The sequence below is a fragment of the Enterococcus sp. AZ196 genome, from assembly GCF_050498845.1.
Taxonomy (GTDB): domain Bacteria; phylum Bacillota; class Bacilli; order Lactobacillales; family Enterococcaceae; genus Enterococcus_A; species Enterococcus_A murrayae.
Genome location: NZ_JBIPAM010000002.1, coordinates 851,477 through 876,274, shown reverse-complemented (window position 1 = coordinate 876,274; position 24,798 = coordinate 851,477). Strand labels below are relative to the sequence as shown.

Annotated in this window: 22 protein-coding genes; 12 read left to right on the top strand and 10 right to left on the bottom strand. The window is 41.1% G+C overall.

The features are described from left to right. Positions 1–8 precede the first annotated feature (8 nt). Positions 9–1,244, bottom strand: a complete 1,236-nt coding sequence (locus IGI67_RS21855; RefSeq protein ID WP_429959265.1) for a four-carbon acid sugar kinase family protein — start codon at positions 1,242–1,244, stop codon at positions 9–11. Positions 1,245–1,413: 169 nt separating this feature from the next. Here IGI67_RS21855 and IGI67_RS21850 point away from each other — a divergent pair, with 169 nt between their 5' ends. Continuing rightward, complete coding sequence (locus IGI67_RS21850) at positions 1,414–3,198, top strand: PrpR N-terminal domain-containing protein (protein WP_429959264.1); 1,785 nt, start codon at positions 1,414–1,416, stop codon at positions 3,196–3,198. Positions 3,199–3,960: 762 nt separating this feature from the next. Here the strand turns inward: IGI67_RS21850 and IGI67_RS21845 are convergent. Together IGI67_RS21845 and IGI67_RS21840 are read right to left on the bottom strand one after the other, a co-directional pair. Further along, complete coding sequence (locus IGI67_RS21845) at positions 3,961–5,397, bottom strand: glycoside hydrolase family 1 protein (protein WP_429959263.1); 1,437 nt, start codon at positions 5,395–5,397, stop codon at positions 3,961–3,963. A 384-nt stretch (positions 5,398–5,781) separates the two neighbouring features. Continuing rightward, positions 5,782–7,341 carry an NlpC/P60 family protein gene (locus IGI67_RS21840; RefSeq protein ID WP_429959262.1) on the bottom strand — a complete coding sequence of 520 codons (1,560 nt, stop codon included), beginning with the start codon at positions 7,339–7,341 and terminating at the stop codon, positions 5,782–5,784. 245 nt (positions 7,342–7,586) lie between these two features. Between IGI67_RS21840 and IGI67_RS21835 the strand changes: the two genes are divergently transcribed. Continuing rightward, positions 7,587–8,552 (top strand): GIY-YIG nuclease family protein, encoded by a 966-nt coding sequence (locus IGI67_RS21835; protein WP_429959261.1) that lies wholly within the window; start codon positions 7,587–7,589, stop codon positions 8,550–8,552. Positions 8,553–8,620: 68 nt separating this feature from the next. Continuing rightward, positions 8,621–9,115, top strand: a complete 495-nt coding sequence (locus IGI67_RS21830) for a GyrI-like domain-containing protein (RefSeq protein WP_207108831.1) — start codon at positions 8,621–8,623, stop codon at positions 9,113–9,115. Between the two features lie 514 nt (positions 9,116–9,629). Here the strand turns inward: IGI67_RS21830 and IGI67_RS21825 are convergent. Continuing rightward, on the bottom strand, positions 9,630–10,244 hold the full coding sequence (locus tag IGI67_RS21825) for a histidine phosphatase family protein (RefSeq protein ID WP_429959260.1): 615 nt from the start codon (positions 10,242–10,244) through the stop codon (positions 9,630–9,632). A gap of 376 nt (positions 10,245–10,620) precedes the next feature. Here IGI67_RS21825 and IGI67_RS21820 point away from each other — a divergent pair, with 376 nt between their 5' ends. Both IGI67_RS21820 and IGI67_RS21815 read left to right on the top strand, forming a co-directional pair. After that, entirely contained in the window at positions 10,621–10,881 is a 261-nt protein-coding gene (locus IGI67_RS21820) for a DUF6442 family protein (RefSeq protein ID WP_207108769.1), read from the top strand. Positions 10,882–10,980: 99 nt separating this feature from the next. Further along, positions 10,981–11,715, top strand: a complete 735-nt coding sequence (locus IGI67_RS21815) for a YdcF family protein (protein WP_429959259.1) — start codon at positions 10,981–10,983, stop codon at positions 11,713–11,715. 47 nt (positions 11,716–11,762) lie between these two features. Here the strand turns inward: IGI67_RS21815 and IGI67_RS21810 are convergent, their stop codons facing one another. Further along, positions 11,763–12,275: a hypothetical protein gene (locus IGI67_RS21810; RefSeq protein WP_429959258.1), complete on the bottom strand. Its 513-nt coding sequence runs from the start codon at positions 12,273–12,275 to the stop codon at positions 11,763–11,765. A 140-nt stretch (positions 12,276–12,415) separates the two neighbouring features. Further along, positions 12,416–12,670 carry a hypothetical protein gene (locus IGI67_RS21805; protein ID WP_207108766.1) on the bottom strand — a complete coding sequence of 85 codons (255 nt, stop codon included), beginning with the start codon at positions 12,668–12,670 and terminating at the stop codon, positions 12,416–12,418. Between the two features lie 343 nt (positions 12,671–13,013). On the opposite strand from IGI67_RS21805, the gene aspD reads away from it, so the two are divergent. Then, on the top strand, positions 13,014–14,609 hold the full coding sequence (gene aspD / locus IGI67_RS21800; RefSeq protein WP_429959257.1) for an aspartate 4-decarboxylase: 1,596 nt from the start codon (positions 13,014–13,016) through the stop codon (positions 14,607–14,609). 52 nt (positions 14,610–14,661) lie between these two features. On the opposite strand, the gene IGI67_RS21795 is transcribed toward aspD, so the two are convergent. After that, positions 14,662–15,195: a phenolic acid decarboxylase gene (locus IGI67_RS21795; RefSeq protein ID WP_429959256.1), complete on the bottom strand. Its 534-nt coding sequence runs from the start codon at positions 15,193–15,195 to the stop codon at positions 14,662–14,664. A 107-nt stretch (positions 15,196–15,302) separates the two neighbouring features. Here IGI67_RS21795 and IGI67_RS21790 point away from each other — a divergent pair, with 107 nt between their 5' ends. The 6 genes from IGI67_RS21790 to IGI67_RS21765 all read left to right on the top strand — a co-directional run bounded on the left by IGI67_RS21790 (position 15,303) and on the right by IGI67_RS21765 (position 21,896). Further along, positions 15,303–15,845 (top strand): PadR family transcriptional regulator, encoded by a 543-nt coding sequence (locus tag IGI67_RS21790; protein ID WP_429959820.1) that lies wholly within the window; start codon positions 15,303–15,305, stop codon positions 15,843–15,845. A 198-nt stretch (positions 15,846–16,043) separates the two neighbouring features. Continuing rightward, positions 16,044–16,862 carry a bifunctional hydroxymethylpyrimidine kinase/phosphomethylpyrimidine kinase gene (gene thiD / locus IGI67_RS21785; protein ID WP_429959255.1) on the top strand — a complete coding sequence of 273 codons (819 nt, stop codon included), beginning with the start codon at positions 16,044–16,046 and terminating at the stop codon, positions 16,860–16,862. Continuing rightward, positions 16,852–17,400: an ECF transporter S component gene (locus tag IGI67_RS21780; protein ID WP_207108762.1), complete on the top strand. Its 549-nt coding sequence runs from the start codon at positions 16,852–16,854 to the stop codon at positions 17,398–17,400. The genes thiD and IGI67_RS21780 overlap by 11 nt, the downstream gene beginning before the upstream one ends. A 532-nt stretch (positions 17,401–17,932) precedes the next feature. Further along, positions 17,933–18,079 carry a hypothetical protein gene (locus IGI67_RS21775; RefSeq protein WP_207108761.1) on the top strand — a complete coding sequence of 49 codons (147 nt, stop codon included), beginning with the start codon at positions 17,933–17,935 and terminating at the stop codon, positions 18,077–18,079. Positions 18,080–18,596: 517 nt separating this feature from the next. After that, positions 18,597–20,129 carry an ABC-F family ATP-binding cassette domain-containing protein gene (locus IGI67_RS21770; protein WP_429959254.1) on the top strand — a complete coding sequence of 511 codons (1,533 nt, stop codon included), beginning with the start codon at positions 18,597–18,599 and terminating at the stop codon, positions 20,127–20,129. A 195-nt stretch (positions 20,130–20,324) separates the two neighbouring features. Further along, a complete protein-coding gene (locus IGI67_RS21765; RefSeq protein ID WP_429959253.1) occupies positions 20,325–21,896 on the top strand; it encodes an Nramp family divalent metal transporter in 1,572 nt (523 codons plus the stop codon). A gap of 134 nt (positions 21,897–22,030) precedes the next feature. On the opposite strand, the gene IGI67_RS21760 is transcribed toward IGI67_RS21765, so the two are convergent. Genes IGI67_RS21760 through IGI67_RS21750 form a run of 3 tightly spaced genes read right to left on the bottom strand, consistent with a single transcriptional unit; the run spans position 22,031 to position 24,796 of the window. Beyond that, on the bottom strand, positions 22,031–22,747 hold the full coding sequence (locus IGI67_RS21760) for a DUF5131 family protein (protein WP_429959252.1): 717 nt from the start codon (positions 22,745–22,747) through the stop codon (positions 22,031–22,033). A 55-nt stretch (positions 22,748–22,802) separates the two neighbouring features. After that, positions 22,803–23,516, bottom strand: coding sequence for a tryptophan synthase subunit alpha (locus IGI67_RS21755; RefSeq protein ID WP_429959251.1), 714 nt, complete (start codon positions 23,514–23,516; stop codon positions 22,803–22,805). Then, the gene (locus tag IGI67_RS21750; protein WP_429959250.1) at positions 23,516–24,796 is read right to left on the bottom strand and encodes a PTS ascorbate transporter subunit IIC; all 1,281 of its coding nucleotides are present in this window, start codon (positions 24,794–24,796) and stop codon (positions 23,516–23,518) included. The genes IGI67_RS21755 and IGI67_RS21750 overlap by 1 nt, the downstream gene beginning before the upstream one ends. Positions 24,797–24,798 lie beyond the last annotated feature (2 nt).

Below are 24,798 nucleotides of genomic sequence, written 5' to 3'. Positions count from 1 at the left end.
TTTCCGTTCTATTCTGTTAACTGACTGATTTCTTCAAAGAGCGCCTCATTCCCAAAGCCACCGGATTTAGTGATGACTTGGATTTCCTGTTCCTTCCATTTAATTGCTGAAAGAACGACTCCAGCACTGATTTCAGCAAGCGGCTTGATCTGATTGATCCCCAGCACACTCATCGACTGAAACAATGTATCTCCTCCTGTAAATAAAAAGGTGTTCTCCGACTTTTCTGACCAAATCGCTTGAGTCAGCTCCCCCAATGAGCGGCCAATCTTAAAACGAAAATCGGAAATCGCCAACCCCAGCTCTTGACTGTGCTGCTCAATTCCTTGGCTGGTCTCTTGACTCAAGGTTTCAAAAATGATCAATGCCTGATCGGCCATTAAACTCAGATAGTGAGCGACTTCCTTTTTTCCTTCTGAGCCGTTCCAATAATCCGGGCGCAGCAGCTGATGCGGTTTCAAAGAAATTCTAGGATAATTCCGCTGCTCCACATAATCAACTTGTTTTCTAGTAATAGGATTGACACTTCCGCAGATCACTACCAGCGGTCCTTTTAGTGAGAAGGATTTTGGCTCCGTTCTGGGAAATAATTTTTCGGCTAATACTTTCGCAAACCCTGCACAGCCGATCGAGATAGACAACAACTCCGCCTGCTCCAAAATATCGGCTTGCTTTTCCAGATCCTCATTCGTTTCAGCATCAAAAACTAAGACACCGTTGAGTGGTTCAGGCAGGTTTTCTTCTATTAAATAGCCATCAATATCTGCCTCTGCTTTTAACCTGCGCAGCACATTGCTTTCAATTACTGGCTCATATGGATCTTCTGCAAAAACACTTTGAGAAACTGGGATTCGATCTATGTAGAGATCACCATTAATCAGCACACGATTCATCTCAGGATACGCTGGTAAAAACGGAATTGCAGCTTCCTGACTCGCATCCAAAACGGCTTTGATCTCTGCACTGATATTCCCCCGTAACGCAGAATCGACCTTTTTATAAATAAATGGGATTCCAGCTTTTTTAGCGCTTACAATTATTGCATAAATTAATTTGTACGCCTCTTCAAAAGCTAAGTAGCGGCTTTCCGTATCGATCACCAAAACATCGACTTCTTCGTCAACATCGGAAAATCTTATTTTTGTGTCCGTTGAGACGAGCGTCGAGATCCCCTGCTTGGAAAATTGAACGCCGGTATCAAGGGCCCCTGTAAAATCATCTGCAATAACTAGCAGCTTTATCATCCATTCACCACCTTTGATTTCATGGTTTCATTTTAGCCTGCATTTTCGGCTTTGGATATTCACTAATAAAAATATTTGTTTCTTTTTGAAACGTTTTCATTTTTTCGATACTTATTTTTAATTAACATTGGTATAATAGTTTCAATATGAAACACAAGGAGAAACGACAATGTCGATTAAAATCAAAATTTTAGGTATTGCTCCCTACGATGAACTGAATAACTCGATGAATATCGTCAGTAAGCAATTTTCAGAAGTGGAATCAGATATTTACACTGCCGATTTGCAGGAAGGCCAAAAAGTGGCGGCAGAGCTTTTTCATGATGGTTATGACGCGATTATCTCCCGCGGCGGAACCGCCGACTTGATTCGTCAAGTGGTTTCCATCCCTGTCATCGATGTGTCGATCTCCATCTATGATATTTTGGGAACCATTCGATTAGCGAAGAATTATACTGAAAATTTTGCCATCGTCGGCTATGCCAGTATTACAGAAACCGCTCATTTGCTCTGTGACATTTTAGGCTACAACATAAAGATCATCACATTAGACGAAACGACTGACGCAAGTACAACCTTAGATGTTTTAGTTGAGGAAAATTATGAAATGATTCTCTGCGACGCGATCACGAATCGCTTGGCATTAACCAAAGCAATCAATACTATCTTGATTACCTCTGGTTTTGAAAGCGTCAAGCACGCTTATCAGGAGGCCTTGACCATCGCCAAACAATTAAAACGCGTTATCCATGAGAAATCGGTATTAGAAGAAAGCATCAAGCAGCAGAAACAGGATTTTGTTGTTCTAGACGATCGCTTTCACGTTTATTTTTCAAATGTCGCTTCTAATTTATCCAGCTCGCTTGCCAGATCCTTAAGCACAAAAAAAGATATGACAGACGAAAATCAATACTATCATACCTTTGAAAACAAAGTTTATATGCTTAGTGTAAAAAAAATAAGTATCGATGACTCGATTTATTATAGCTGTAATCTGAATGTTTCAACACCCCCGATTATTAATAACCGCTTTGGGATTTTTTATCAAAAACGCGCCGAGATTGAAGAAATTTTCACTACAAAGCTCCTATTTACTCAATTTATTCAAGAAGAGACAAAACGAAAATTACGACAGGTCAATAATTTTTATAATTCCATCATCATCGTAGGTGAAACCGGAACAGCAAAATCTAGTATTGCTTATCAAGCCTTCTTGAATCAAAAAATCCACAACAATCAATTGATTTCGATTGATGCAAAGCTGATGAACGAAAAGATGTGGAAATTTCTTGTCAACCCGACGAATGGACCGCTGGTTGATGAAAACAATACCCTGCTTTTTCAAAATATCGAACAGCTCTCTGTTCACGATGCAGAGCAGCTGATTACCATCGTAAAAAATACAAAGCTTCTGCAAAGGAATAATTTATTGTTCACTTATAATACAAACAACGTTAGTGAAGAAAAAATCTATCATCGTTTACTATTCGAATTAAATTGCGCCAGCATCTATGCACCGCCTATCAAGGAACGAAAACATGAGCTGAACGTGATCACCACGCTCCTGCTGAACAAGCTGAATATTGAATGCAACAAGGACGTGATCGGCTTCGATCCCAACGCCCTGAACGAGTTTCTGGCCTTTGACTGGCCAGGAAACTTCAACCAGCTGCAATCCGGTATCAAGGAGCTAGTGATAAACGCATCGACTCACTATATTTCTGAGCATCAGGTCGTCCAGCTGTTGAAAAAGGAACGCCTACTCCAAAATTTCTCGGACAGTCATCTTGGAAGCTTTTCCCTACAAACAAAGGTGGAGAACCCGACCCTTTTTGATTACTCAAAAGAAATTATTTTGAGTGTGCTGGAACAAAACAATGGAAATCAAACCAAGACTGCTGAACAGCTGGGGATCAGTCGAACGACACTTTGGCGCTATTTAAAGGAGGGGTAAATGACCCTTTTTCGATACTCATGACAGACAAGAGCTCTTTTAAATGTTTTTCCCTAGTTTTTTACAATGTTTAAAAAAACCGAATACTTTCTCTGCCTTTCTATCTCTTATAATGTAAGTAGATACGAAATAAGCAAAGAAATCAGGTGATTATTTTGGAGAAATATGTTTACGCCGCAATGTTATCCTTTTGCATTTTTCTGAAACTCACATCCGTCATCAGCCTTTCGTTCTTTTTACTATTATTTGGAATTGTTGCTGGGATTCTTGCTGGTCGCGTCTTTCTTTTCCGTAAATATGACCTGTTTTTACCGGTTTTTAAAGCCGATGTGCTTAGTGACAACGGGAAAATTTTGGTTTTATGTGCGAGTGTCTTTGTGTATCTCCTTTCGCTCTCTTTTATTGCCATTGGATCGTGGCTTTACTTGATATGATAGAAGCCGTTGTTGTCTTGTTTCAAAATTCGATTAAACAAAAAAGGATTGACTCTTCTAAGTCGATCCTCTTTTTTTATTCGTTGTCCTTGTGATGTTGTCCGTCATAGGTAGACATAATAATTTTATCAACAACTGTATTTTAAATTACCTAATAGCGCTGTACAAATCATTAGGTGGTTGAAGCAAAAATAAGATAATAAAAAAGCCAAACACTCATAGACAATCATAATCGAAAGTAATATGCGCATTTGGCTTTCATTTTGTTAAGTATTTTTCAAAAAAACTTTAAATCAGAAAGGTCCTTTGTCTTTTTTACTTGCTAGACTTAAGCGAGATCTGCTCCATTGGAAGCAATCACTTTTTTGTACCAATCAAACGAAGCCTTTTTCGAACGATCCAAAGTTCCGTTGCCCTGATCATCCAGATCCACGTATATGAAGCCATAACGCTTGCTCATTTCACCAGTGGATGCACTAACCAGATCAATACAGCCCCAAGGTGTATAGCCCATCAAATCAACACCATCTTCAACAGCTTCCTTCATCGCCTCGATATGCGCACGCAAATAATCAATACGATAGCCATCTTCGATCGACCCATCCGGTTGCACTTCATCGATTGCCCCCAGACCGTTTTCGACAATAAATAGCGGTACCTGATAACGACCATACAGCTCATTCATAGCGATTCGCAAACCTTCCGGATCAATTTGCCAGCCCCATTCGCTTGCTTTCAGGAATGGATTTTTTACGCCGCCAAGCAGATTGCCAGACGCCCCCTCTGTTTCTTCTGATGTTTCATCCACGACCATCGACATGTAGTAACTAAACCCAATATAATCCACTGGATAGTTCTTTAATAGCGTCAAATCTTCTTCTGTAATAACCAATTTTGCTTCATCGACACCATATTTTTTGTGCATCCGTTTAGTATAAGCTGGATAAGCACCACGAACCTGTACATCAGTACAGAAGAAATTGAATTCTTGATTTTGGACTAAATTCGCGGCTTGATTGATCGGATTTGAGTCGATACCGTAGCTCGTCGCATAAATGATCATGCAGCCAACTTGGATAGTTGGATCAATTTCACGAGCGATTTTAACCGCTAAACTGCTTGCTACAAATTGATTGTGCCACGCTTGAAAGACATTTTGCATCTCCGCTCCGCCGTTTGAAGCGACCATTCCCTGACTCAAGGCTGGAAAATGAAAGGCTGAATTGATCTCGTTAAAGGTCATCCAATAGTTCACCTTTTTACCGTAGCGAGTCAGGACTGTTTTCGCAAATCGTTCATAGAATTCAATCAATTGACGATTTTTCCAGCCGCCATATGCTGTTGCTAGATGCAGCGGCATTTCATAATGGGAGATCGTAATTACTGGCTCGATGCCATAGCTCAAGCACTCATCAATCAATGCGTCATAAAATTTCAGTCCCGCTTCATTTGGCTGCAGCTCATCACCCTTTGGAAAAATTCGTGACCAGGCGATCGAAAAACGATAGCACTTGAAACCCATTTCCGCGAATAATGCGATATCTTCACGAAAGCGCTCATAATGATCGATCCCGCGATGATTTGGATAGATATATTTTTCCTCGTCGATCTCCCAGGCAAATTCTGGTGATCCTATCACTTGAAACCGCTGCTTTCCGCCCGGCATCACATCAGCGACCGATAAGCCTTTACCATCCGTGTGATACGCACCTTCTAATTGATTCGCGGCAGTCGCGCCGCCCCATAAAAAATCTTTTTTAAACATGAAAAATCTCCTTTCATTTTGCGACAGCTCATACAATTGTCAAAATTCATTTCTCGAATCTTCGCCCGTCAGTCAACTAAGCGACATGTTTCGATGAGCAGATTTCAACTTCCACTACACTCTCACATTTCAATAATCTGTAAAAAAATTGGACTAACAAAAAAGGCCAAACCAAAATAAGACATTACATCTTATTAAGGTTTAGCCTGCTCTACCAGTCACTATCCTTCGTTCATAATTGTAACAATAAAAGCGTTTTCGTGCAAATTTTCTTGTTTTCTCGTTTTTTGCTGAGCACCCTTGGATGATCAAGTGAAATACAAAAAATACCCAAGCAGACAAATGATTGTTTATGTCTGCTTGGGTATTATATTTAGATTACTTTTAGTATACGCGAACACCAAAGTCTGGTGTGTAATATTGAGTTGAACCGTATTTCACGTTTTCACCTGGTTGCGGTGCGTGAATATATTGGTCGCCTCCTGCAGAAATCGCAACATGATAAGTCGAGCCTTGGTCACCCCAGAATAGGAGATCGCCTTGCTGCGCTTGGCTCACATCGATTTGCGTACCAGATGATTCCTGTGCAACTGTCCAAACACCGATATCCTTACCTGTTACTTGCTTGTAAACATATTGAGTCAAGCCAGAGCAGTCAAATCCGCTAGTATCTTTTCCACCCCATACATATGGTGTGCCGATATATTTTTCCGCTTCATTAACGACTTGTTCTCCACGAGAAGCTTCAGTCGTTTGCTCAGGAGCTGTTTGCTGCTGTTGTTGTTCTTGTTGTTGAGTCTGTTCTTGCTGTGTTTGTTCAGGTTGTGTTTCCGGCGTTGTTACAGGTGTTTCTGGAGCCGACGTTTGAGTCTCTTGCTCTTGCTGAGCGGGTGCCTCTTCTTCCTGAACTACTGGTGCTGTTGGCTCATTTTGTGGAGCTTCTGGAGTAACTGCCGGTGTTTCTGCTACTGGCGTTACTTCTGGTGTTGGTGTAGTATTAACAACTGATTGATCTACAGTCGGAGTTGTCGCTGCAACAGGTGTCACTGGTGTTGCTTGAGCAGCTGGCGCTGTGTTCTCATCTGTTGTACCATTGCCAACAACCACATTTTGTCCAGCATAGATGTTATTGTCAGTAATACTGTTCCAATCCGTGAACTCTTGCACGCCAATTCCAAATTGATCCGTGATAGAATGAACCGTGTCGCCAGATTGAACCGTATACTCTGTTGGTTGTTCTGGTGTCGCAACAGCAGGCTGTGCTACTGGCGGTGTCACTGGTTCAGTGGCATCATAGCTAGTTAAATCATGTTCTTGAATTGTTGAAACTAATTTTTGAACATAGCTTTGATCATTATTGAAGCGTCCTTCTAATGCTGCCGCAGCTGTTTGATAGTCTTTTGCATTACTGCGCCAAGTTCCGCTAAAGTAATTTTCATTGCCGTCACGAGAAGTAGTCTTGATGATTTCAATATAGTCTTGGATTGCTTCCTTATAAGATCCATATTGCTTTAATTCTTTTTTCTCAGATTGACCGGTTTCTGTGTTCTTCTTGTCTAACATCGCAGACTTGCCTTGATATTGACCTTCTAAACCAAATAGATTGTAATAAGGTGCTTGCGCATAAGCGTTTTGTCCCCAATCACTTTCAATGATGGCTTGTGCGATCATAATCGAAGAATAAAGATCATGTTTTTCGGCCAATGGCTTGATTTCATTTGAAATTTCATTGATAAAAGCTTTTTTATCAACATTTGACGTGGTTGCAGTCGTTTTGCCTTCAACAGCTTCTACTTCATGTGTGTTTAGTAATGGCGCTGCTACCGAAACCGTTACTAACGCTGTACCTACTACAGCAGACCCTTTTTTAAGGTAGCGATAATTAGTGGTCTTCTGCCGTTTTTGTTGACGCAGTTCACGTCGGGTTAAAACTTTATTTGACATTTAACATCTCTCCATTTCTCTCTCTCATTGCTTTCTTAACGTAATTAATTATAACACAATAGAAATGGTTGGTCATTGCTCAGAACCCGTGTTTTTTGATATTTTAGATTATTTTTTCAGATTTTAGACCAAAAACACCTATTTTTCAATTAATTTCAAAATCCTAAAAAAATTGATTCTGGAATCGCACTTTTAAAAACTTTTTAAAAATCTTTTTTGTTACTTTGAACAATCGAGGTGAAAATATGCTAAAAGACAAACTCAAGAATTTGCCAAAAACACCTGGTATCTACAAAATGAAAAACAGCCGGGGCGAGATCATCTATGTTGGCAAGGCAAAAAATTTGAAGCAGCGGGTCGGCTCCTATTTTATTCAAAACAAGCAACATTCACGGAAAGTTCTAGAGATGGTTCGTTGGATTGACGACTTTGATTATGAGCTGACGGATACGGAATTTGATGCCCTCTTATTAGAATGCCATGTCATTCATCAAATTCGTCCAAGATATAATCGAATGATGAATCATTACGAAAGCTACGGCTACTTTCAATTTTTGAGTAAAGCACCCTATTTAAGAGTCCTGAGCGAATGGTCTGAGGAAGGTTTAGTGATCGGTCCTTTCTTTAAGGAAAGCAAAATCCAAGAGCTGAAACAAATCATCAATAGTACCTACCGCTTAGACGGCCCATTGAAATATGTAGCTGGCATCGTCAAAAGCTATGACGAGCTCTCTCCAGAAGAAGAATTTGATTTGCGGATTGAAGAAATCAAAGAGACACTTTTAGGAAAGTCGACTGCTCTGCTGACAAGGATCGATCAGCGGGTTCAGGCTGCCAGTGAGCGGCATGATTACGAAGCCTCCTCCCAATGGTGGAATAATTATTTAACCGTCCAGCGCTTTTTACGGCGGAATAAGCAGCTGATCCAGATCATGCAAAATCAAACCTTTGTCGGCATTTTACCCGAGAATGGTGCTTATTATTGCTACCTCTATGCCAAAGGGGAACTGCTGAATCGAGTAATCTATCGACGTGAGCCCTCCTTTCAGCAGGCGAAAAAAAGACTGGAAAAAGGGGTTTCTGTTAAAACCTGGAAACGGCTTGAGGCAAAAGAACGACTAAACAAGGCCGATGTCGACCTATTTCCTATCTTCTTTAATTATTTGAATCAACACGGCCAGGTTTTGGGATTCGCGCCACAGGAAAAATAGCTGGTATTTGTATTCGATTTCATTCCTTGTTACAATCAGCGTAGGAGTTTAGGAAACGGGGGATGACTATGCAAATTGAGAAGATTACTAAGCCGGCACAAACGATCGTTTCGATGTCTACTCATATTTCACATGAGCACATACCAAATTACATCGGAACCTCTTTTGTAGATTTGTTAGAATATATACAAAAAAACGGCGCTGAGCTTGTAGGGACGCCATTTATTTCATACTTGAATCTGGATGAGTCGGGGCAGCCTAAAGATGAGCTTTTAGCGGTTGAGATCGGCTTTCCCATTAATAAGGAAATTCCTTCGACAGAAAAATTCCAAAGCTATGTTTTGCCTAGTTATCAGGCGGTTAGAACACTCTATGTCGGTGATTACGATGATTTAACCGATTCCTACAAGGAGTTGATTGATGCCATCAAACAAGACAATGGAATCTTCACCTTTCGCAGCTACGAGTATTTTTTGACAGATGCCTCCGTACCGCTAGAGGATCAAGAAACTATGATCGAGCTGACTTATCGATTAAAGCGAAAAAATCTGTTTACAGAATAGCTACCTCAATATTAAAATTGAATAAGAGCCCTTTGAACTAAAAATCAAAGGGCTTTTTTCGTTCTTATTTTTTTTGAAAGTCTTACTATCAGAAAAATCACTGTTTTTTTATTTCTTGCATCCCCTGCTTAATTCACCATAAAAAAACACCAAAGCAAAAAACATTAAGAAGTCTTTTAAAAGTCATTTATAACTTACGGCCATTTCCATCTAATTAATACTGCCGTTTCAGTGGGAGTTTATCTTTTATTCAATCACTTATAAGAAGAAATTAAGCGAATCCCCTGAAGAACCCTCGGTTACTTAGTTCTAATATTTATTATTTTACACACAACAAAAAAGTCTGCAAATAACCAAAATGATTATATAGACTTTTTATCAAAAACAGCTTCCAGAATTAACTAGTTCTTTTTGAAAATATGAAAAAACAAGTGATACGCGTGGAATTTGATTTTTAATCTTTTACTTTTCGCTGATCCGATGATACTTTTATCATTATTTGTTCGTTTTCCTCTTAAAAGGTTTGGCCCCACGCTTCAATGAGTGTCTGCCCTTTGGAATACGTCAAAATCGTCAAGCTGGAATTATCCACGATGCCACTCTCACGAATTTTCGCTAACGGGACACCCTTCAACGTATTTAATAAGGCCATCAATAAAATCCCATGGCTAACCACCAAAATTTTCTCACTTGGATACAGCTTAGCCGTCTCTTCGATTACCTTCGTACTTCGGGCAATCAAACTAGGGTAGGATTCTGCATGAAATTTTTCTGCGGCAAATAGGTCTGGCCGCGTTCGATAATTCTTTAGATCTTCAGGATATGCCGCCGTAATCTGATCAATCTTCTGACCGTCCCAATCCCCCAGCCGCATTTCTCGTAAATCTTCAACGACAGTCAATTCCGGAGGTGCCGCATTTTCCGCCAAAATAATGTTAGCCGTCGTTTGCGCCCGCATTTGCGGTGAAGACAACGCTACGTCAAAAGAGACAGTCTTTAAGTGTTGGGCCATCCTTTTGGTCGCCTCTACTCCTGATGGAATCAAAGGAGAATCGACAGTTCCACCATTGAAACGTCCTTCTGCATTGATTTCAGTCTTTCCATGTCGAACAAAATAAAATTGAGTCACACTCTCACTCCTCGTGTATTGTTAGGTTCATTAGTTAAAAGTGCGTTCGCCAAAGAGCGTTCCATTTCCAGTGCCCTTTGGGTTGTAACTGACAGCTTTCACCCATCCAGTATACACTAATAATCAGTGATTTATACCAAAAAGCAGAGTCCTTTCCGGCTCCGTCTTAAAAAATAACTATTTTATGAATTGAGATGTTCGTATATGCGTGACATTGTAATCGGATTCATTTATAATAAAAACAACAATGTACGTGACATCGCTTCGGTTTCACCTCATTTGGACCTTAATTCCACGAGAATCGAACCGATTTTTAACTCAGAATTAACTTCAAAATTAGCTTAGGCTGTTAATCTTATCGACTGGAGGGGAACGCATGGAAAACGAAAGAAAACAGACCAGCACTGATTTGGCACTAGCCACCGCCGGTATATTTAGTTTGATTCTTTTCAGCATCTTGATGCTCGCACGCGTAGTGGATCATCGCGAAGTAATGGATCTGTTCAGTCTCTTTACTGGTGCGGCCGCTGCTTTTTGTTACGGAAAATTCCTTTGGATCAAGCAGAAAAGCTGGTTAACATTATCAGTTATCCTCTTTGCCTTGTGTATTTTCTTTTTTATTCGCTATTTATTTTAGCCTGCTACTGTCGGTATTTTTACTGACAGTTTTTTTCTGTTGAAAATTTTGCTACTATTATATAGGGTACGATTTCAACTAAAATTTAAGGAGACAACTATGTCTGATTTCACAACACTCGTTAACTATCTAACGACGATTCCAAAAAATCCTGATTTTCACTCTGACACATTAATAATAGCTGGCAACAGCCTGCCTCATTTGATTGTTTCTGCTGCGCAATTTTGTGAAGCAGAACCTGCTATTCAACGTGTCCTTTTTGTCGGCGGAATTGGTCATGGGACCATCCCGCTAATCGCAAATTGCAAAAAGTTTTATCCAAAACTCGTTCGAACAGAATGGGAGCAGCTTTCCGAAGCAGAGATTACACAGGAAATATTTCTCCACTACTGTTCTCGTGAGCTCAGCTTGCTATTAGAAAAGAAGTCAACAAATACTGGTGAAAATGCCCGCTTCTCATACGAGCTTTTTTCTCAGAATGCACCAACGAATTTTTGGCTTGTTCAGGATCCGCTGGTACAAAAACGTGCCCACGTCACTTTTAGTAAAGAATGGCACTTACCTCTGTCCGCGATTCAGCCGCTCTTCTTCGAGCAGCCGAAATTAATTGCGTTTGACACGCGGCCCCATTTTAAAAATTCAGAGATGGATACTTGGTGGGAATCAGAATATTTCTTGTCTCTGGTCATCGGTGAAATTCGTCGTCTAAACGACGATGAAAACGGCTATGGACCGATGGGAACAGGATTTATTCCACATGTCGACGTGCCGCAGGATGTTTTGGCAAGCTATTTACGGTGTCGGAAATATTTAGAAAATGTCGAACGAAAATAAAAACGAAGCCTCTGCTTCCATTTGTTGAAAGCAGAGGCTTTATTTTATCATTTTCCTTTTTGTACGGATAAGATTTCTTTAGCAATTTGAGATTTTACCGCTGTGCCCGAAATAAGTAATCTCAACGGCTTGATAATTTGTAAACCAAATCCTGATTTTGTGTAATAAGATAGGCGGTAATGGAAATAATTGATCAGTTCAATAATCGCAAACAGCCAAATCAGCATACCAACAACTGAGAAGCTCTTTGTAAAAAGTAGAACTGGGATATAGGCTGCCAGCAAGCCATAATCCATGATTTTAAAGAGTTGATAGATTCTCGCGATCTGCTGTGTATCCAAAGCGTTCTGTTTTTTTAGCCTCATTAAGCAATTCAGCCAATAAAGTGAGCCCTGTACAAGAATGACTGTCAACACAATTAATGGATAATAAATCGCGGCTTTTCCGACCCATGGTTCCGCCCTTACCCACATGCCATAAACTACCCAAAATATCACCGCGCTAAATAGCTCCATAGAAAATAAATAGAACAATTCTTGCTTGATCGTTCTTTTCTTCAAAAAAACACCCCTGCTTTCCTTTTTTCACTCCATTTCTCTTTTGTCCACACAAAAGATACCTTTTAGTATATCACACCTAAATAGCCGCTTTCTTTTTTCTAAAAAAAAGAAGCCCTCTGTTAAGAGAACTTCTCGAGCTTTTATTCAATCACAGTACTGACAAAACCAGCAACCTTATCAAACAAATCTCCGAAAAACCCGGAAACACTTTGCCATAATCCACCGAAGTTTGGATTGGCAATAAAGTTCTGAACTTGTGTAATGACCTGATCCTTATACATATAAATGATAAATAGCAAAAACAATACACCGGCAATACGCCATAAAACGGACCCGACTTTAATTACAAAGAAAACTAACAACGCAATAAACGCAATAGCGATCAACTGATCCATCTCTGATTCCTCCTCACATTAGATATCTATATATACTCCAACGTCCATCTATTTACTTACGATTAACTTATAACAATAGTATGCCCTATTTTTTTATATTTGACATGGGTCGAAAGTCTGATATCGAATACGTAAAAAAATCTTTAGAGATTGGTTTCTTAGAATATGGTAAGCGCTTAACTTATTGTCTTATTAACCTTTTTAGTATATACCAAAAGAAAACGCACCTTATTTCTTTGTAATTTAACAGAAACTTTCTCATAAACTCTAAGCGTATTTACGCTGTATTAAAAATTATTCTCGTTACTATGAAAGCAAATAAAGCGTAAAAGGAGTCGTATTTGTGTCTACAATTACTGAACAAGCCTTAGAAGAACTAAGTCCCTTTGAATTAAGTCTCTTTTTAGAACAAAAGATTCATGAAAACAAAAATGTTACCAAGCTTTTGAATGCTGGTCGCGGAAATCCCAATTGGACCGCTCCTACACCTCGAGAAGCCTTCTTTTTACTCGGTCAGTTCGCTACACAAGAAACCCTATATGGCACTGGTGAACTAACCGCTGGAATGATCCAATCTGATGCAGATCGTGGTCAGCGCTTCGTTGAATTTTTAGCCGCTCATCCAGGAAAAGGTGCTGCCTTCTTGAAAAAAATCTGGTTTTCTGACAACAACTACCTTGGCATGCCAAAGGAAGCCTGGCTGACGGATATACTGGATCACATCATTGGCGATAATTATCCAAATCCTGTACGATGTTTGACTGCCTGCGAAGGGCCGATCAAAGCCTACTTGAATCAAGAGCTTTTCTCTGACAGTGCGATCCCCTTCGATATTTTCGCTGTTGAAGGCGGAACTGCGGGAATCTGCTATATTTTCGACACCTTATTCAATAATTTTCTATTGAATCGCGGCGATAAAATCGCATTGATGCTGCCGACCTTTGCGCCTTATTTAGAAATTCCTGAATTACCGAAATATTCTTTTGACATCGTCAAAGTCCAAGCAAAGCAAACTATGATTGATGGCAAAATGACCTATCAATACCCCGATGAAGAAATCAATAAGCTGCGCGATTCCGATATCAAAGCCGTTTTCGTGGTGAACCCAAGCAACCCGACAGCGAATGCTTTGGCACAGCCAACGATCGACTTGCTAAAGGATATCGTTGCAACGGACAATCCGGAGTTGATGATCTTGACCGATGATGTATATGGTACCTTTGTTCCGGTCTTCACCTCATTGTTCTCAGAAATTCCTTACAATACTGCCTGCATTTATTCGTATTCGAAATATTTTGGTGCGACTGGCTGGCGTGTAGGAACCATCGCCGTTGCCAAACACAATCTGTTTGACGAATTGATCGCGAACCTGCCGCAAGACAAGATCGAACAATTGAACGAGCGCTATGCTTCTTTGACCGCTGATCCAACAACCATTCCCTTTATTGATCGCTGTGTGGCTGACAGCCGCGATGTTGCCTTGAATCATGCCGCCGGTCTTTCTGCTCCGCAGCAGGTAATGATGGTTATGTTTAGTTTGTACAGCTTATTAGATGAAGGAAAAGCCTACAAGGCCGAAGTAATGGATATTTGCCGCCAACGAGAAAAGCTCTTGTTTAATACCTTAGGCCTGCAGGAACCGCTGGAGGATTTGGATACGGCCTATTATTGCGAGATCAATTACGAAGACTGGAGCCGCAAACGTTACGGCAACGCCTTCGCGGACTACTTAAAGAATAAATGGACTGTTACAAAAGTCCTGACTTCCCTCGCAGAAAAAGAACAGCTGATGCTTTTGAAAGCCAACGCTTTTGGCAGCAGTGAATGGGCTGTTCGTGTTTCTTTAGCCAATCTAGCTACTAATCAATACCCCGAGGTCGGCAAACGGATCATTCGTTTAACGGACGAAATTCGCGATCAATGGATGAAAACAAAATAGAGAAAAAGAGAAAAAAGGTTCAACATAAAAAAATGTTGAACCTTTTTCGTCTCTATTTATTGATGCGGCGATAATTTTTATCATAATAGTTTCCATTACGAATGTCATCGGGCATTCCTTCATAAGGCGCTTCACTAATGACATCCTCGTTATCTTCTCCCGCTTCACCAGCATACGTAATCTTCGCAAATTCAGGAACGACCAGCTTAGGATAAGTCTCATATTTTTCTCTTGCGGCAAGCATTTCGTCAATGTGTTCATTTTGGAATGTTACAGTAATTTCGGGATGCTCTTCCACCCATTTAGGAAAGAAAATCGTGCCATGAAGCTTTTCTTCATTTGGTAAAAAGTCTAACGCAACATCCGTTCCAGTGGGTTCTGTCCAAGTAATCTTATAGACACCTTCCGTTAGTAGATCCATTTGTACTTCCTGATCCTTCACCCAGCGTCCAGCAACCATTCCTCCGTGAATTCGATAATCTACCGTATGGTCATTTTTAGCGTACCATTCATATTCCCAGCCATTATCATAGGTATAAATAAAGTGTGTGCCGACAAAATCTGCTAATGTTTTAAATTGTTTCAATTTTATCCCTCCAATTAGTTAAACTAAAACATGTAATTATTTACATGTTTCAGTTTTCATGATTATGATAGAATGATTTCAGTTCATTGTCAAGGGAGAGGTTTAAGATCGCACAAAAAAATACGTTACAATATATTATTTTGGGAATGCTGCAGGAAGGTCAAAAGACCGGTTATGATATAAAAACTGCTTTTACCACTGAGATTGGCGAGTTTTGGCAAGCCAAACACAGTCAAATTTATCCAGAGCTGTCAAAGCTCACTAAAAAGGGCTGGATCAATTTTCAAACAGAGATCGTTGGAACAAAATTGGAGAAAAAGGTTTATTCACTAACGGACGCAGGAAGGACTGCCCTGCTGGAATGGCTGAAGGAACCCCTAACTGAGCTGCCGACAAATAAGGACGAGTTTGTTTTGAAGCTGTATTTCATAAAGAGTATCGAGGATGAACGATTGCCGGAAATGATTCAGCAGCAAATCGAACTGCATCAAAAAAAGCTGGAGCACTTGGAAAGTCGAAGGCACATCGTCTTCCCCGATGAAAAGATTCAGGAAAATTATGGGCATTATCTTATATTGATGCATGCGATTCATAGAGAGGAAGAATACTTGAGTTGGCTTGGGAGCATTGGAGCAACTAGGAAGGCTTAGCAAACTCGTTCTATTTGTGGTTAGCCCAGACATGATTTATACTGCTTTCTCAAGCTTTGACCCGATGAAAATTTTTCAGTATCTGGAGAGCCTCTTCCTACCTGCTCAAAAATGGATGAGGAAAAACAAAGCCAATTGGCTGTTTTCATCTGAGAAGCAACAGGATATATTATTACAAAACAAATGGAGTATCTCGATATGAAAAAAGTTGTTACAATCGCAGGTTCAGATGCCACTGGAGGCGGCGGACTTGAAGCGGATTTAAAAACCTTTCAGGAATTTGGTACTTTTGGTCTGGCGGCAATTACCTCCATCGTCACCTTGGAGCCAGCATCTGGCACGCACCATTTGCATCCCCTTTCCTTAGAGCTGATCCAAGAGCAAATCGCTTCTGTTTTTGCAGGTCCGGTTGATGCCGTCAAAACAGGGCTGCTGCCCTCACAGGAGATCATTGATTTAGTCAGTGAGTGTCTCCCAAAAGATCACCCATTCATCGTTGACCCAGTTATCGGCGGCAAGGGAACGCAGGATTTTATTAAAAACGAACAGGTTCAGGCTTTGAGAGAAAAATTATTGCCTCATGCACTGATTACAACACCAAATTTGCGTGAAGCGGGAATTTTATCGGAAATGGGCGAACTTACTTCGGAGAAGCAGATGCAGCAAGCAGCGAAAAAGATCGCTTTATTAGGTGTGAAGCAGGTGGTGATCAAGGGCGGCGCACGGTTGGATTCTGAAAAAACACTTGATCTGTATTATGACGGCAGTCATTTTCAACGATATCCCCACCCTGTCATTGACACGCCTTATAATCATGGTGCTGGGTGTACCTTTGCCGCAGCAATCACTGCGGCGATCGCTAAAAATTACCCCGTTGATAAAGCGGTCAAGTTGGCGATCGATTTTGTTCAGGCCGCAATCGCGATGGGAGAAAAAATAAATCCATATGTTGGGCATGTCTGGCATGGGGCTTACACACATGGAGAAAAACGATTGGAGTACTCTGATGAACAGTGACAAACGAATTCAAAACCTCGTACTAGTTGCCCTATTTTCGGCACTTACCTTGATGGGAACCATGATTAAGATTCCTCTGCCCACTGGTGCCTTTATCCACTTCGGAAATTCCGTCGTACTATTGGCTGTTCTGCTGATTGGTTATTGGCAGGGCGCTCTAGCTGGCGGAATCGGCTTTTTCGTTTTCGATATTTTAAATGGTTTCGCAGCCGAGGCGCCCTATTTCTTAATCGAGAGCTTTGTTGTGGGGGCAGCGGCTTACGCAGCATTTTCACTTTTTAAGCGCAAACCAACCCGCATTTACCAGATCGTTATTATCGGAATCTGTGCCGGCATCGCAAAATTTATCATGTCAGTCATCAAAGCGACTCTCATGTCGATGATCGCTGGCGCTCAGCTAAGACCGGCCTTCTTCGCCGCACTGGCTACGATGCCTGCCACTGTGATCAATATTTTTTCTACGATTTTGATTGTCAGCCTAGTCTATTTCCCTCTAAGACGTGCAATGCAGTTGATTTTTCATAATCAGCCTATTTAAATTATGCTATAATAAATGTCCTTGGCAGGGGCGAAAGCTTACGAAAAAGCCAGAAGCAGACAATCGGTTGAATCGATTGGGCTTCTGGCTTTTTTGCATTTAGCTATTCTTACTTAATATCCATAAAGTCAAAACGCTTAAAACTTTACAAAATAAAAGTATTTTTGGTAATTGCTTTTTTATTAAACCAAACTATCGAGTTATCGGATAAAGCGAACAACGCCTCTTCCCCTTGTCCAAAATCATCAGCCCAGATGCTTAGTGCCGTGCCGGTCATCGAATCATGACAGGAAAAGCTTCACCAAAATAGCAGTCACCTTTTTCTCAGCGCTATAAATTGTTCGATTGCTTCTCGATCCATCCCTTTTCATCCAAAAAATCAGCTTTTTTTATAGGATATCAAGCAAAAAAGCCATCATTCATTTTTTAAATAATTAAAATATTTTATGAATGCAAATTTCTTTTATTATTTTATTTTAATGTGTTATACTTTTATTTGTAAGTTTGTTATTAAATGAAAGGAGGAAAAACTATGACCTTTTTTGATCAAGAAAAACCCTATCGTGTAACGTTTGATTTAGCAGAAAACATCTTCATTGTCTATTCAACTGTTACTGGTCAACAAGCAACTGGAATCACCATTGAACAAGCGATCTATGACTTAAAAAAATCTGCCTAAGGAGCGCACCTCTCAATGAATGAAGCCTATAATTAAAAGCCTCTGCTTAACAATAGAAAGCAGGGGCTTTTTTGTGTGCTCAGCTTACATATTTGTTCGTTAACGATAAGGTAAATCTATGTCTGGCGGCCCCGCCTTCAGGTTATACTAAAGCAACAAAAAATACGGAGGTTGAAAAAATATGAAACATTTGTTATTTCCATTCTTCGCAATAAGTTATTTGTTAGCCCATGTGACCCTGCACCTGTCCCTCTACCCCATCAATTGGGTAGCAAGTTTATTCAAATAGTAGGAGAAAACAATGATAGAATTTCTTTTTCAATTTATTGATGGTTTGATTGGTTGGGGCTGGGAGCTTTTCGTTCAATTGGTCGAAATGATTTCCGATATTATCAATTACCTATTGTCTGCCCAACTGTAAAAATCTCGCTGAGTCCTTGAAAAAGGGCTCTTTTTTACTTGACTATGGACTACTTTTATTAGATGATGGGAAATTGAGTAAGAAAGTAGGAGAAACATGAGTATCTTAGATTTAACAGGGATCGCCCAGCAATTCGGCGATAAAATTTTATACGAGGATTTAGAATTGCATTTGAATAAAGGGGAACATCTTGGCCTGATTGGACAAAATGGGGCCGGAAAAAGTACCTTGATTAAGATTATTACTGGCGAACAGCTGCCAGATGAGGGCACGATCGCCTGGCAAAAAAATATCCACGTTGGGTATTTGGACCAATATGTTGAAGTTGATCCGACATTGTCGATCAAGGATTTTTTGAAGACCGCTTATGCGGCGGATTTTGCTAAAGAAGCAAAGATCGGCGAATTGTACATGGAGTATGGCGAATCGATGGATGACAAGCTGCTGGAAAAAGCGGGTCGCTTGCAGACGGAATTAGACCAAGGTGATTTTTATCAAATCGATACCTTGATCGCCGAAATGAGCAGCGGCTTAGGGCTGGATATTTTAGGCATGGGCACCCCTTTAGAGGATCTAAGCGGCGGACAACGCTCAAAACTGATTCTGGCAAAACTATTACTCGAAAAACCAGACGTTCTGATCTTGGATGAGCCGACGAATCATTTGGATGACGAACATGTCGCCTGGTTGAGCCAGTTTCTACAGGATTTTGCGGGAACCTTTGTGGTGATCTCCCATGATCGCGACTTTTTGAATCAGATTACGACTCACATTGCCGATATCGAATTCGGCAAGCTTACTAAATACACCGGAAATCTGACCAAAGCCTTAAAACAAAAGGAACAGTTTCAGGAAACCTACGTGAAGCAATACGCGTCACAAAAACGGCAAATTGAAAAAACCGAAGCTTATATTCGTAAATACAAAGCCGGTTCACGTTCAACGATGGCAAAAAGCCGACAAAAGCAATTGGATAAAGTAGAACGCTTAACGCCGCCATCTTCTAACGCAGTCGCACATTTTGAGTTCCCTCATGCCCCGATTGTTACGACGTTAGCACTTGAAACGACCGATCTCGAGATTGGGTACCAAAGACCATTATTGTCACCTATCAATATCACATTGCGTTATGGTGAAAAGGTCGCGATTCGCGGGTTTAATGGTATCGGTAAATCTACATTGCTGAAAACATTGATCGGAACAATCCCTAAAATTGCTGGCGAATTTCATTTTCCGGCTAATACAAAGATCAACTATTTCGAGCAAGATCTGCAATGGGAAAATCCCTATCAAACACCATTACAGTATTTAAGCGAACATTTTCCGAAAGAAACTGTCAAAGAATTGCGGAAGCATTTAGCTAGAGCGGGTCTGCCGAATCAATTGGCGCAAGAACCTCTTAGTACCCTGAGCGGTGGTGAGCAAACCAAGGTCAAGCTTTGTCAGATGACCATGCAAAAGGGCAACTTGTTGATCCTCGATGAGCCGACCAACCATATCGACCAAGCCACAAAGGATAGCTTACGTGAAAGCTTGGCGAGTTTCGCCGGCACGGTCATCGTTGTTTCCCACGAAGAAGGCTTCTATCAAGACTGGGTGGATCGTGTCATTGAGATTAGTCAAAATTAATTTATTATGTTTACTCGCTCCAGCAGTCTCTTTTTCGGTGAGACTGATGGAGTTTTTTTGTCCAGTTGTTGGTTTGACAGAGAATAAAAAGGACTTTTTGTATAATTTTAGGCATGCCGAATCTTTTTCTTTTCTTTTCCTGATTTTGGGTGTATGATGGCATCGTAGAAAAGATCAAGGAAGGGTGGGAATCGATTGAGTACGAAAAAACATCCCATTTTAGAACATACAAACGGGCTTTCCCTAGAGGAAGTCAATGGTACGGTTGAAGTACCGAAAGGAAAAAGTTTCTGGCGCACTCTGCTGGCCTACTCTGGTCCAGGAGCATTAGTCGCTGTTGGCTATATGGACCCGGGAAATTGGTCGACATCCATCACCGGCGGACAAAACTTCCAGTATTTATTAATGTCCGTCATCCTGCTTTCCAGTTTAGTAGCCATGCTTTTGCAATACATGGCAGCCAAGCTGGGAATCGTTACACGAATGGACCTAGCACAAGCGATTCGCGCAAGAACAAGTAAATCATTAGGAATTGTCCTTTGGATTTTGACCGAGCTGGCGATCATGGCCACGGATATCGCGGAGGTTATTGGCGCGGCGATTGCGTTGTACTTGTTATTCAATATTCCGTTAGTCATCGCCGTCTTTATTACAGTTTTTGACGTTCTCGTCCTCTTGCTGCTAACAAAAATTGGTTTTCGAAAAATCGAAGCGATCGTCGTTTGTTTGATTTTCGTGATCCTCTTTGTATTTATTTATCAAATCGCTCTATCCGATCCTAACTGGGGCGACGTATTGAAGGGCTTTGTACCAACCAATGAAACCTTCGCAAACGCCCCTGCCATCGGCGGTCAAACGCCATTAACTGGTGCTTTGGGAATTATTGGTGCGACTGTGATGCCCCACAATCTTTATCTGCACTCAGCTGTATCTCAAACAAGGAAAATCAATCACGAAGATGAAGAAGAAGTCGCAAATGCGGTTCGTTTTACGACTTGGGATTCCAATATCCAATTATCAATGGCTTTTATCGTCAATGCGCTGCTTTTGATTATGGGGGTCGCAGTGTTCAAAACCGGGACTGTTCAAGATCCCTCATTCTTCGGATTGTATGAAGCCTTATCCAATCCTGCCACAATGAGCAACGGGATCTTGATGAGTGTCGCAAAAACCGGTGCCTTATCCACTTTGTTCGCTGTCGCCTTACTGGCTTCAGGTCAAAACTCCACGATTACTGGGACTTTAACTGGGCAGGTAATTATGGAAGGCTTTATTCATATGCGGATGCCGATTTGGCTGCGTCGTTTAGTGACTCGGCTGATCTCAGTTGTTCCCGTATTAATCTGTGTGCTGCTCTTCAGCGGAAAAAGCGTGATCGAAGAACATGAGGCCTTGAACAATTTAATGAACAATTCGCAAGTCTTTCTAGCCTTTGCTTTACCATTTTCAATGCTGCCCTTACTTATGATGACCAACAGCTCCGCGGAAATGGGCGAACGCTTCAAAAATAAAAAGATCATTCAGCTTTTGGGCTGGATCTCAGTGATCGGCTTAACCTACTTGAATCTGATTGGCTTGCCAAGTCAAATCGAAGGCTTCTTCGGCGATCGGCCTTCAGCAGCAGAGATTATGACTGCTGATACGATTGCCTATGTTCTGATCGTTGCCGTATTAGCGCTGCTGGTATGGACGATCGTAGAGCTTCATAAAGGCAATAAGCGAGTTGCACTGGCTGCCAAAGAACTAAATGAGGATCTATCCGAATAACGAAGAAGCAACTAGCAAAATGAATATAATGAAAAGCGAAACGACCAAATTACTTTAAATTAGTAAAGTAATTTGATCGTTCGCTTTCATTTTGTTAAGTATTTTTCAAAACGACTTTTGATTCCGCCGCTTCTTTATTTATTTGGCTGCCAATTGATCTCTGCTTTTTTCGCCTGCGAGAACAGCTGACGATAATTCAACTGATATTCTCGGCCGTTTTTAATAAAATGGGTCCCGCATTGACGAAATTCAAAAGGAATCTCGCGTGCTATTGCTTCTTCTCGGATTTTCAAGATCCACTCATAGTTCAACGGTCGGGCATTTTTATGGTATTCACCGCCGGCCATCACTAATTCTATATCCTCTAAATAATCGGCGATGCTCACTTCTTCGATCAACGGCTGGCAAATAATATTTTTATGCTTAATCGGCAGCTCTTGTAATAGACACAAGCGTTGATCTGCTCTCACCTGATTTTCCACTGAAACACCAATAGTAACATTCTCATACCCTTCGCCCCAATCATCAGGCACAACTAATGGTAAGCGCTCGATCCGTTTTGTTAAAAAAATGAACTGCAGATCACTGCGCTCTTTGATCATTTCCCAGCACTCAGCCCGCCATGGGTCCGCCTCTTCAATCAAAAAATCACTAGAAAAACAAACATACACCGTTTGCCCGCCCTTCATTTTGTAGCCGTTCTTAGTTTTCTTGATCGGCGCATCAAATTGAGCGGACTTTTCGATTTTGCTCGTATCAATCGACTTCTTTTTGTCGCCTTCATGGATGAAACAATATCTGCATCCTTCACTGACGCGTCGACAGCCTCGCCACGGATTCCACATTGCCATTTGCTCACCTGCTTTTTTCTTTCTATTCTATCAAACTTTTGATAGGCAGTGTGCGCTATTTCGAAGCCAAGCCGTTCTGAAAAATAGGCTGGAGCTCTGATAAATATTCCTTGATCCCTGTAATTCCGCCTTCATTAAATTGTTTAATAAATTCCGAACCGATAATCGCACCGTCTGCTCCATTAGCGAGAATCTCAGCTACATCGTCTGGCGTCTTCACACCAAAGCCAACAAAGGTAGGCAGCTCTGATCTGCGCTTAACATACGGCAGCAGCTTCAGATAATCCGTTGGCAGCTGAGTGAACTCTCCCGTCTTTCCTTTTCCAGACACCAGATAAATAAATTGGGAGCTTTGAGCTAACTGCGCCTCAACCTCTTTTTCCCCCATTGCTGTTGTAAAGGTATGGACAAGCTTTCCGGCAAACTTCCCATCAAAGGTTTGATCCACACATAAAATAGCATCATACAATTCCTGAGAAAGCTGATCCAATTGAAAACTGTCAACTCCTGATTGGTACGTCATCAAGATAACGTTAAACGAATAGCGGCTGCGAATTTCGGCTAAAACCGAAACAATTTCTGCTTTAGTCAAATCTGGAAATATTTTTTCTTGCGTCTGTCTGACCACTGCGCCATCTAAATGAGGCTCTTCAACAGGAATCCCGATCTCGACATACCCTATTCCAAAAGCTGCCACCACATCCAGCATTTCAAAAAAGACAGCTCTGGTGGGATAGTTGATCGTCAAATACAACACTAAATTTTTCATTAAGCACCTCCGAATAGTTGCAACAGCCAGCCAAGGATCGGTCCATAAACAGTGTAATCCGTCTCACTCAGGATGCGCATAATCGGTGCATAGCTTCCTACCATTGGAAGTAAAAAGGCCTGACCAAAAATCAAAATGAAGCCATTTGCCAACGAGCCTAAAACAGCCCCTCTGCGGCCGCCATGAGCATTTCCGAATATCGCTGTTGCCGCCCCCGTAAAGAAGGTCGGAATCAAGGCCGGAAATACAACAACTGGATAATTGAGTGCTCCTAAAAGCAGCATTCCTGTCAAACCGGCAACTAAGCTGCAAAGAAAGCCGACAATCACTGAGGTTGGATAGTTCGGGAATAGTAAAGGAATATCCAGGCCCGGTTTTGAGTTGGGAATGATTTTATTTGCGATTCCGTGAAAGGCTGGAATGATCTCCGAAAGCATCATCCGTACACCTGTGATGATCACCGTGATCCACATTCCGAATTCAATCCCTCTTAATAATGAAAACACGATGATATCTTGTCCGCCGGTAATTTCTTTCATCGTCCAGCCAGGACTCGCAAGAATACTTACAAAGAGGAATAAAACAGTCATGACCAGCGTCAAGGCGATCGTCATTTCTCTTAAGAAGTTCAGCTTCTTAGGAATTTCCAGCTGCTCCAGATCATGCTCCTTGTTGCCAAAAGCTTTGGCTAATAAGGTCGCAACCAGTAAACCAAAGGAGCTTGAATGTGCTAAGGTAAAGCCCTCTCCTCCTTTGACACCTTTTATACAAACAGCAACGTACGCACAAGTAAACGTCATGTATGACCCTAAAAGCAGCGACCCTACAATAATGATTGCAACAAAGGACAAATTCGTGTTAAATTTCAGCAAAGCCGCAATCAATCCCGCAAAGAAAAAAGAAACATGGGCAGATAAATGAACATATTTAAAACGAGTAAAGCGAGCCAGAAGCAAATTAAATAAAAAACCAAATGCAAAAATCAGTGCCATTTCTGTTCCTATTTCAGCCAAGCTCTCAGCCTGTGCTGCACCGATATTGGCAGAAAAAGACTGCATATTGAAAATTTTAGAAATCATTTGCTGCAGAGGCAGCAAGGCGCCCCCTAAAGTCTGACCACCCACATTGATCATTGTAAAACCGATCATCGTTTTGATCGCGCTAGGAAGGACTTGATCCCAGCTCTTCTTTTGCGCCACCATGCCAACAATCACGACCATACCAATGATAAACACCGCCTGACTCAGTACATTGTTTACTATATATAAGAAGACCGACATCT

Excerpts from the sequence above, each read along its gene's own strand:
- IGI67_RS21855 (WP_429959265.1), bottom strand. The coding sequence starts at position 1,244 with ATGATAAAGCTGCTAGTTATTGCAGATGATTTTACAGGGGCCCTTGAT.
- IGI67_RS21850 (WP_429959264.1), top strand. The coding sequence starts at position 1,414 with ATGTCGATTAAAATCAAAATTTTAGGTATTGCTCCCTACGATGAACTG.
- IGI67_RS21845 (WP_429959263.1), bottom strand. The coding sequence starts at position 5,397 with ATGTTTAAAAAAGATTTTTTATGGGGCGGCGCGACTGCCGCGAATCAA.
- IGI67_RS21840 (WP_429959262.1), bottom strand. The coding sequence starts at position 7,341 with ATGTCAAATAAAGTTTTAACCCGACGTGAACTGCGTCAACAAAAACGG.
- IGI67_RS21835 (WP_429959261.1), top strand. The coding sequence starts at position 7,587 with ATGCTAAAAGACAAACTCAAGAATTTGCCAAAAACACCTGGTATCTAC.
- IGI67_RS21830 (WP_207108831.1), top strand. The coding sequence starts at position 8,621 with ATGCAAATTGAGAAGATTACTAAGCCGGCACAAACGATCGTTTCGATG.
- IGI67_RS21820 (WP_207108769.1), top strand. The coding sequence starts at position 10,621 with ATGGAAAACGAAAGAAAACAGACCAGCACTGATTTGGCACTAGCCACC.
- IGI67_RS21815 (WP_429959259.1), top strand. The coding sequence starts at position 10,981 with ATGTCTGATTTCACAACACTCGTTAACTATCTAACGACGATTCCAAAA.
- IGI67_RS21805 (WP_207108766.1), bottom strand. The coding sequence starts at position 12,670 with ATGGATCAGTTGATCGCTATTGCGTTTATTGCGTTGTTAGTTTTCTTT.
- thiD (WP_429959255.1), top strand. The coding sequence starts at position 16,044 with ATGAAAAAAGTTGTTACAATCGCAGGTTCAGATGCCACTGGAGGCGGC.
- IGI67_RS21780 (WP_207108762.1), top strand. The coding sequence starts at position 16,852 with ATGAACAGTGACAAACGAATTCAAAACCTCGTACTAGTTGCCCTATTT.
- IGI67_RS21775 (WP_207108761.1), top strand. The coding sequence starts at position 17,933 with ATGACCTTTTTTGATCAAGAAAAACCCTATCGTGTAACGTTTGATTTA.
- IGI67_RS21770 (WP_429959254.1), top strand. The coding sequence starts at position 18,597 with ATGAGTATCTTAGATTTAACAGGGATCGCCCAGCAATTCGGCGATAAA.
- IGI67_RS21760 (WP_429959252.1), bottom strand. The coding sequence starts at position 22,747 with ATGGCAATGTGGAATCCGTGGCGAGGCTGTCGACGCGTCAGTGAAGGA.
- IGI67_RS21755 (WP_429959251.1), bottom strand. The coding sequence starts at position 23,516 with ATGAAAAATTTAGTGTTGTATTTGACGATCAACTATCCCACCAGAGCT.
- IGI67_RS21750 (WP_429959250.1), bottom strand. The coding sequence starts at position 24,796 with ATGTCGGTCTTCTTATATATAGTAAACAATGTACTGAGTCAGGCGGTG.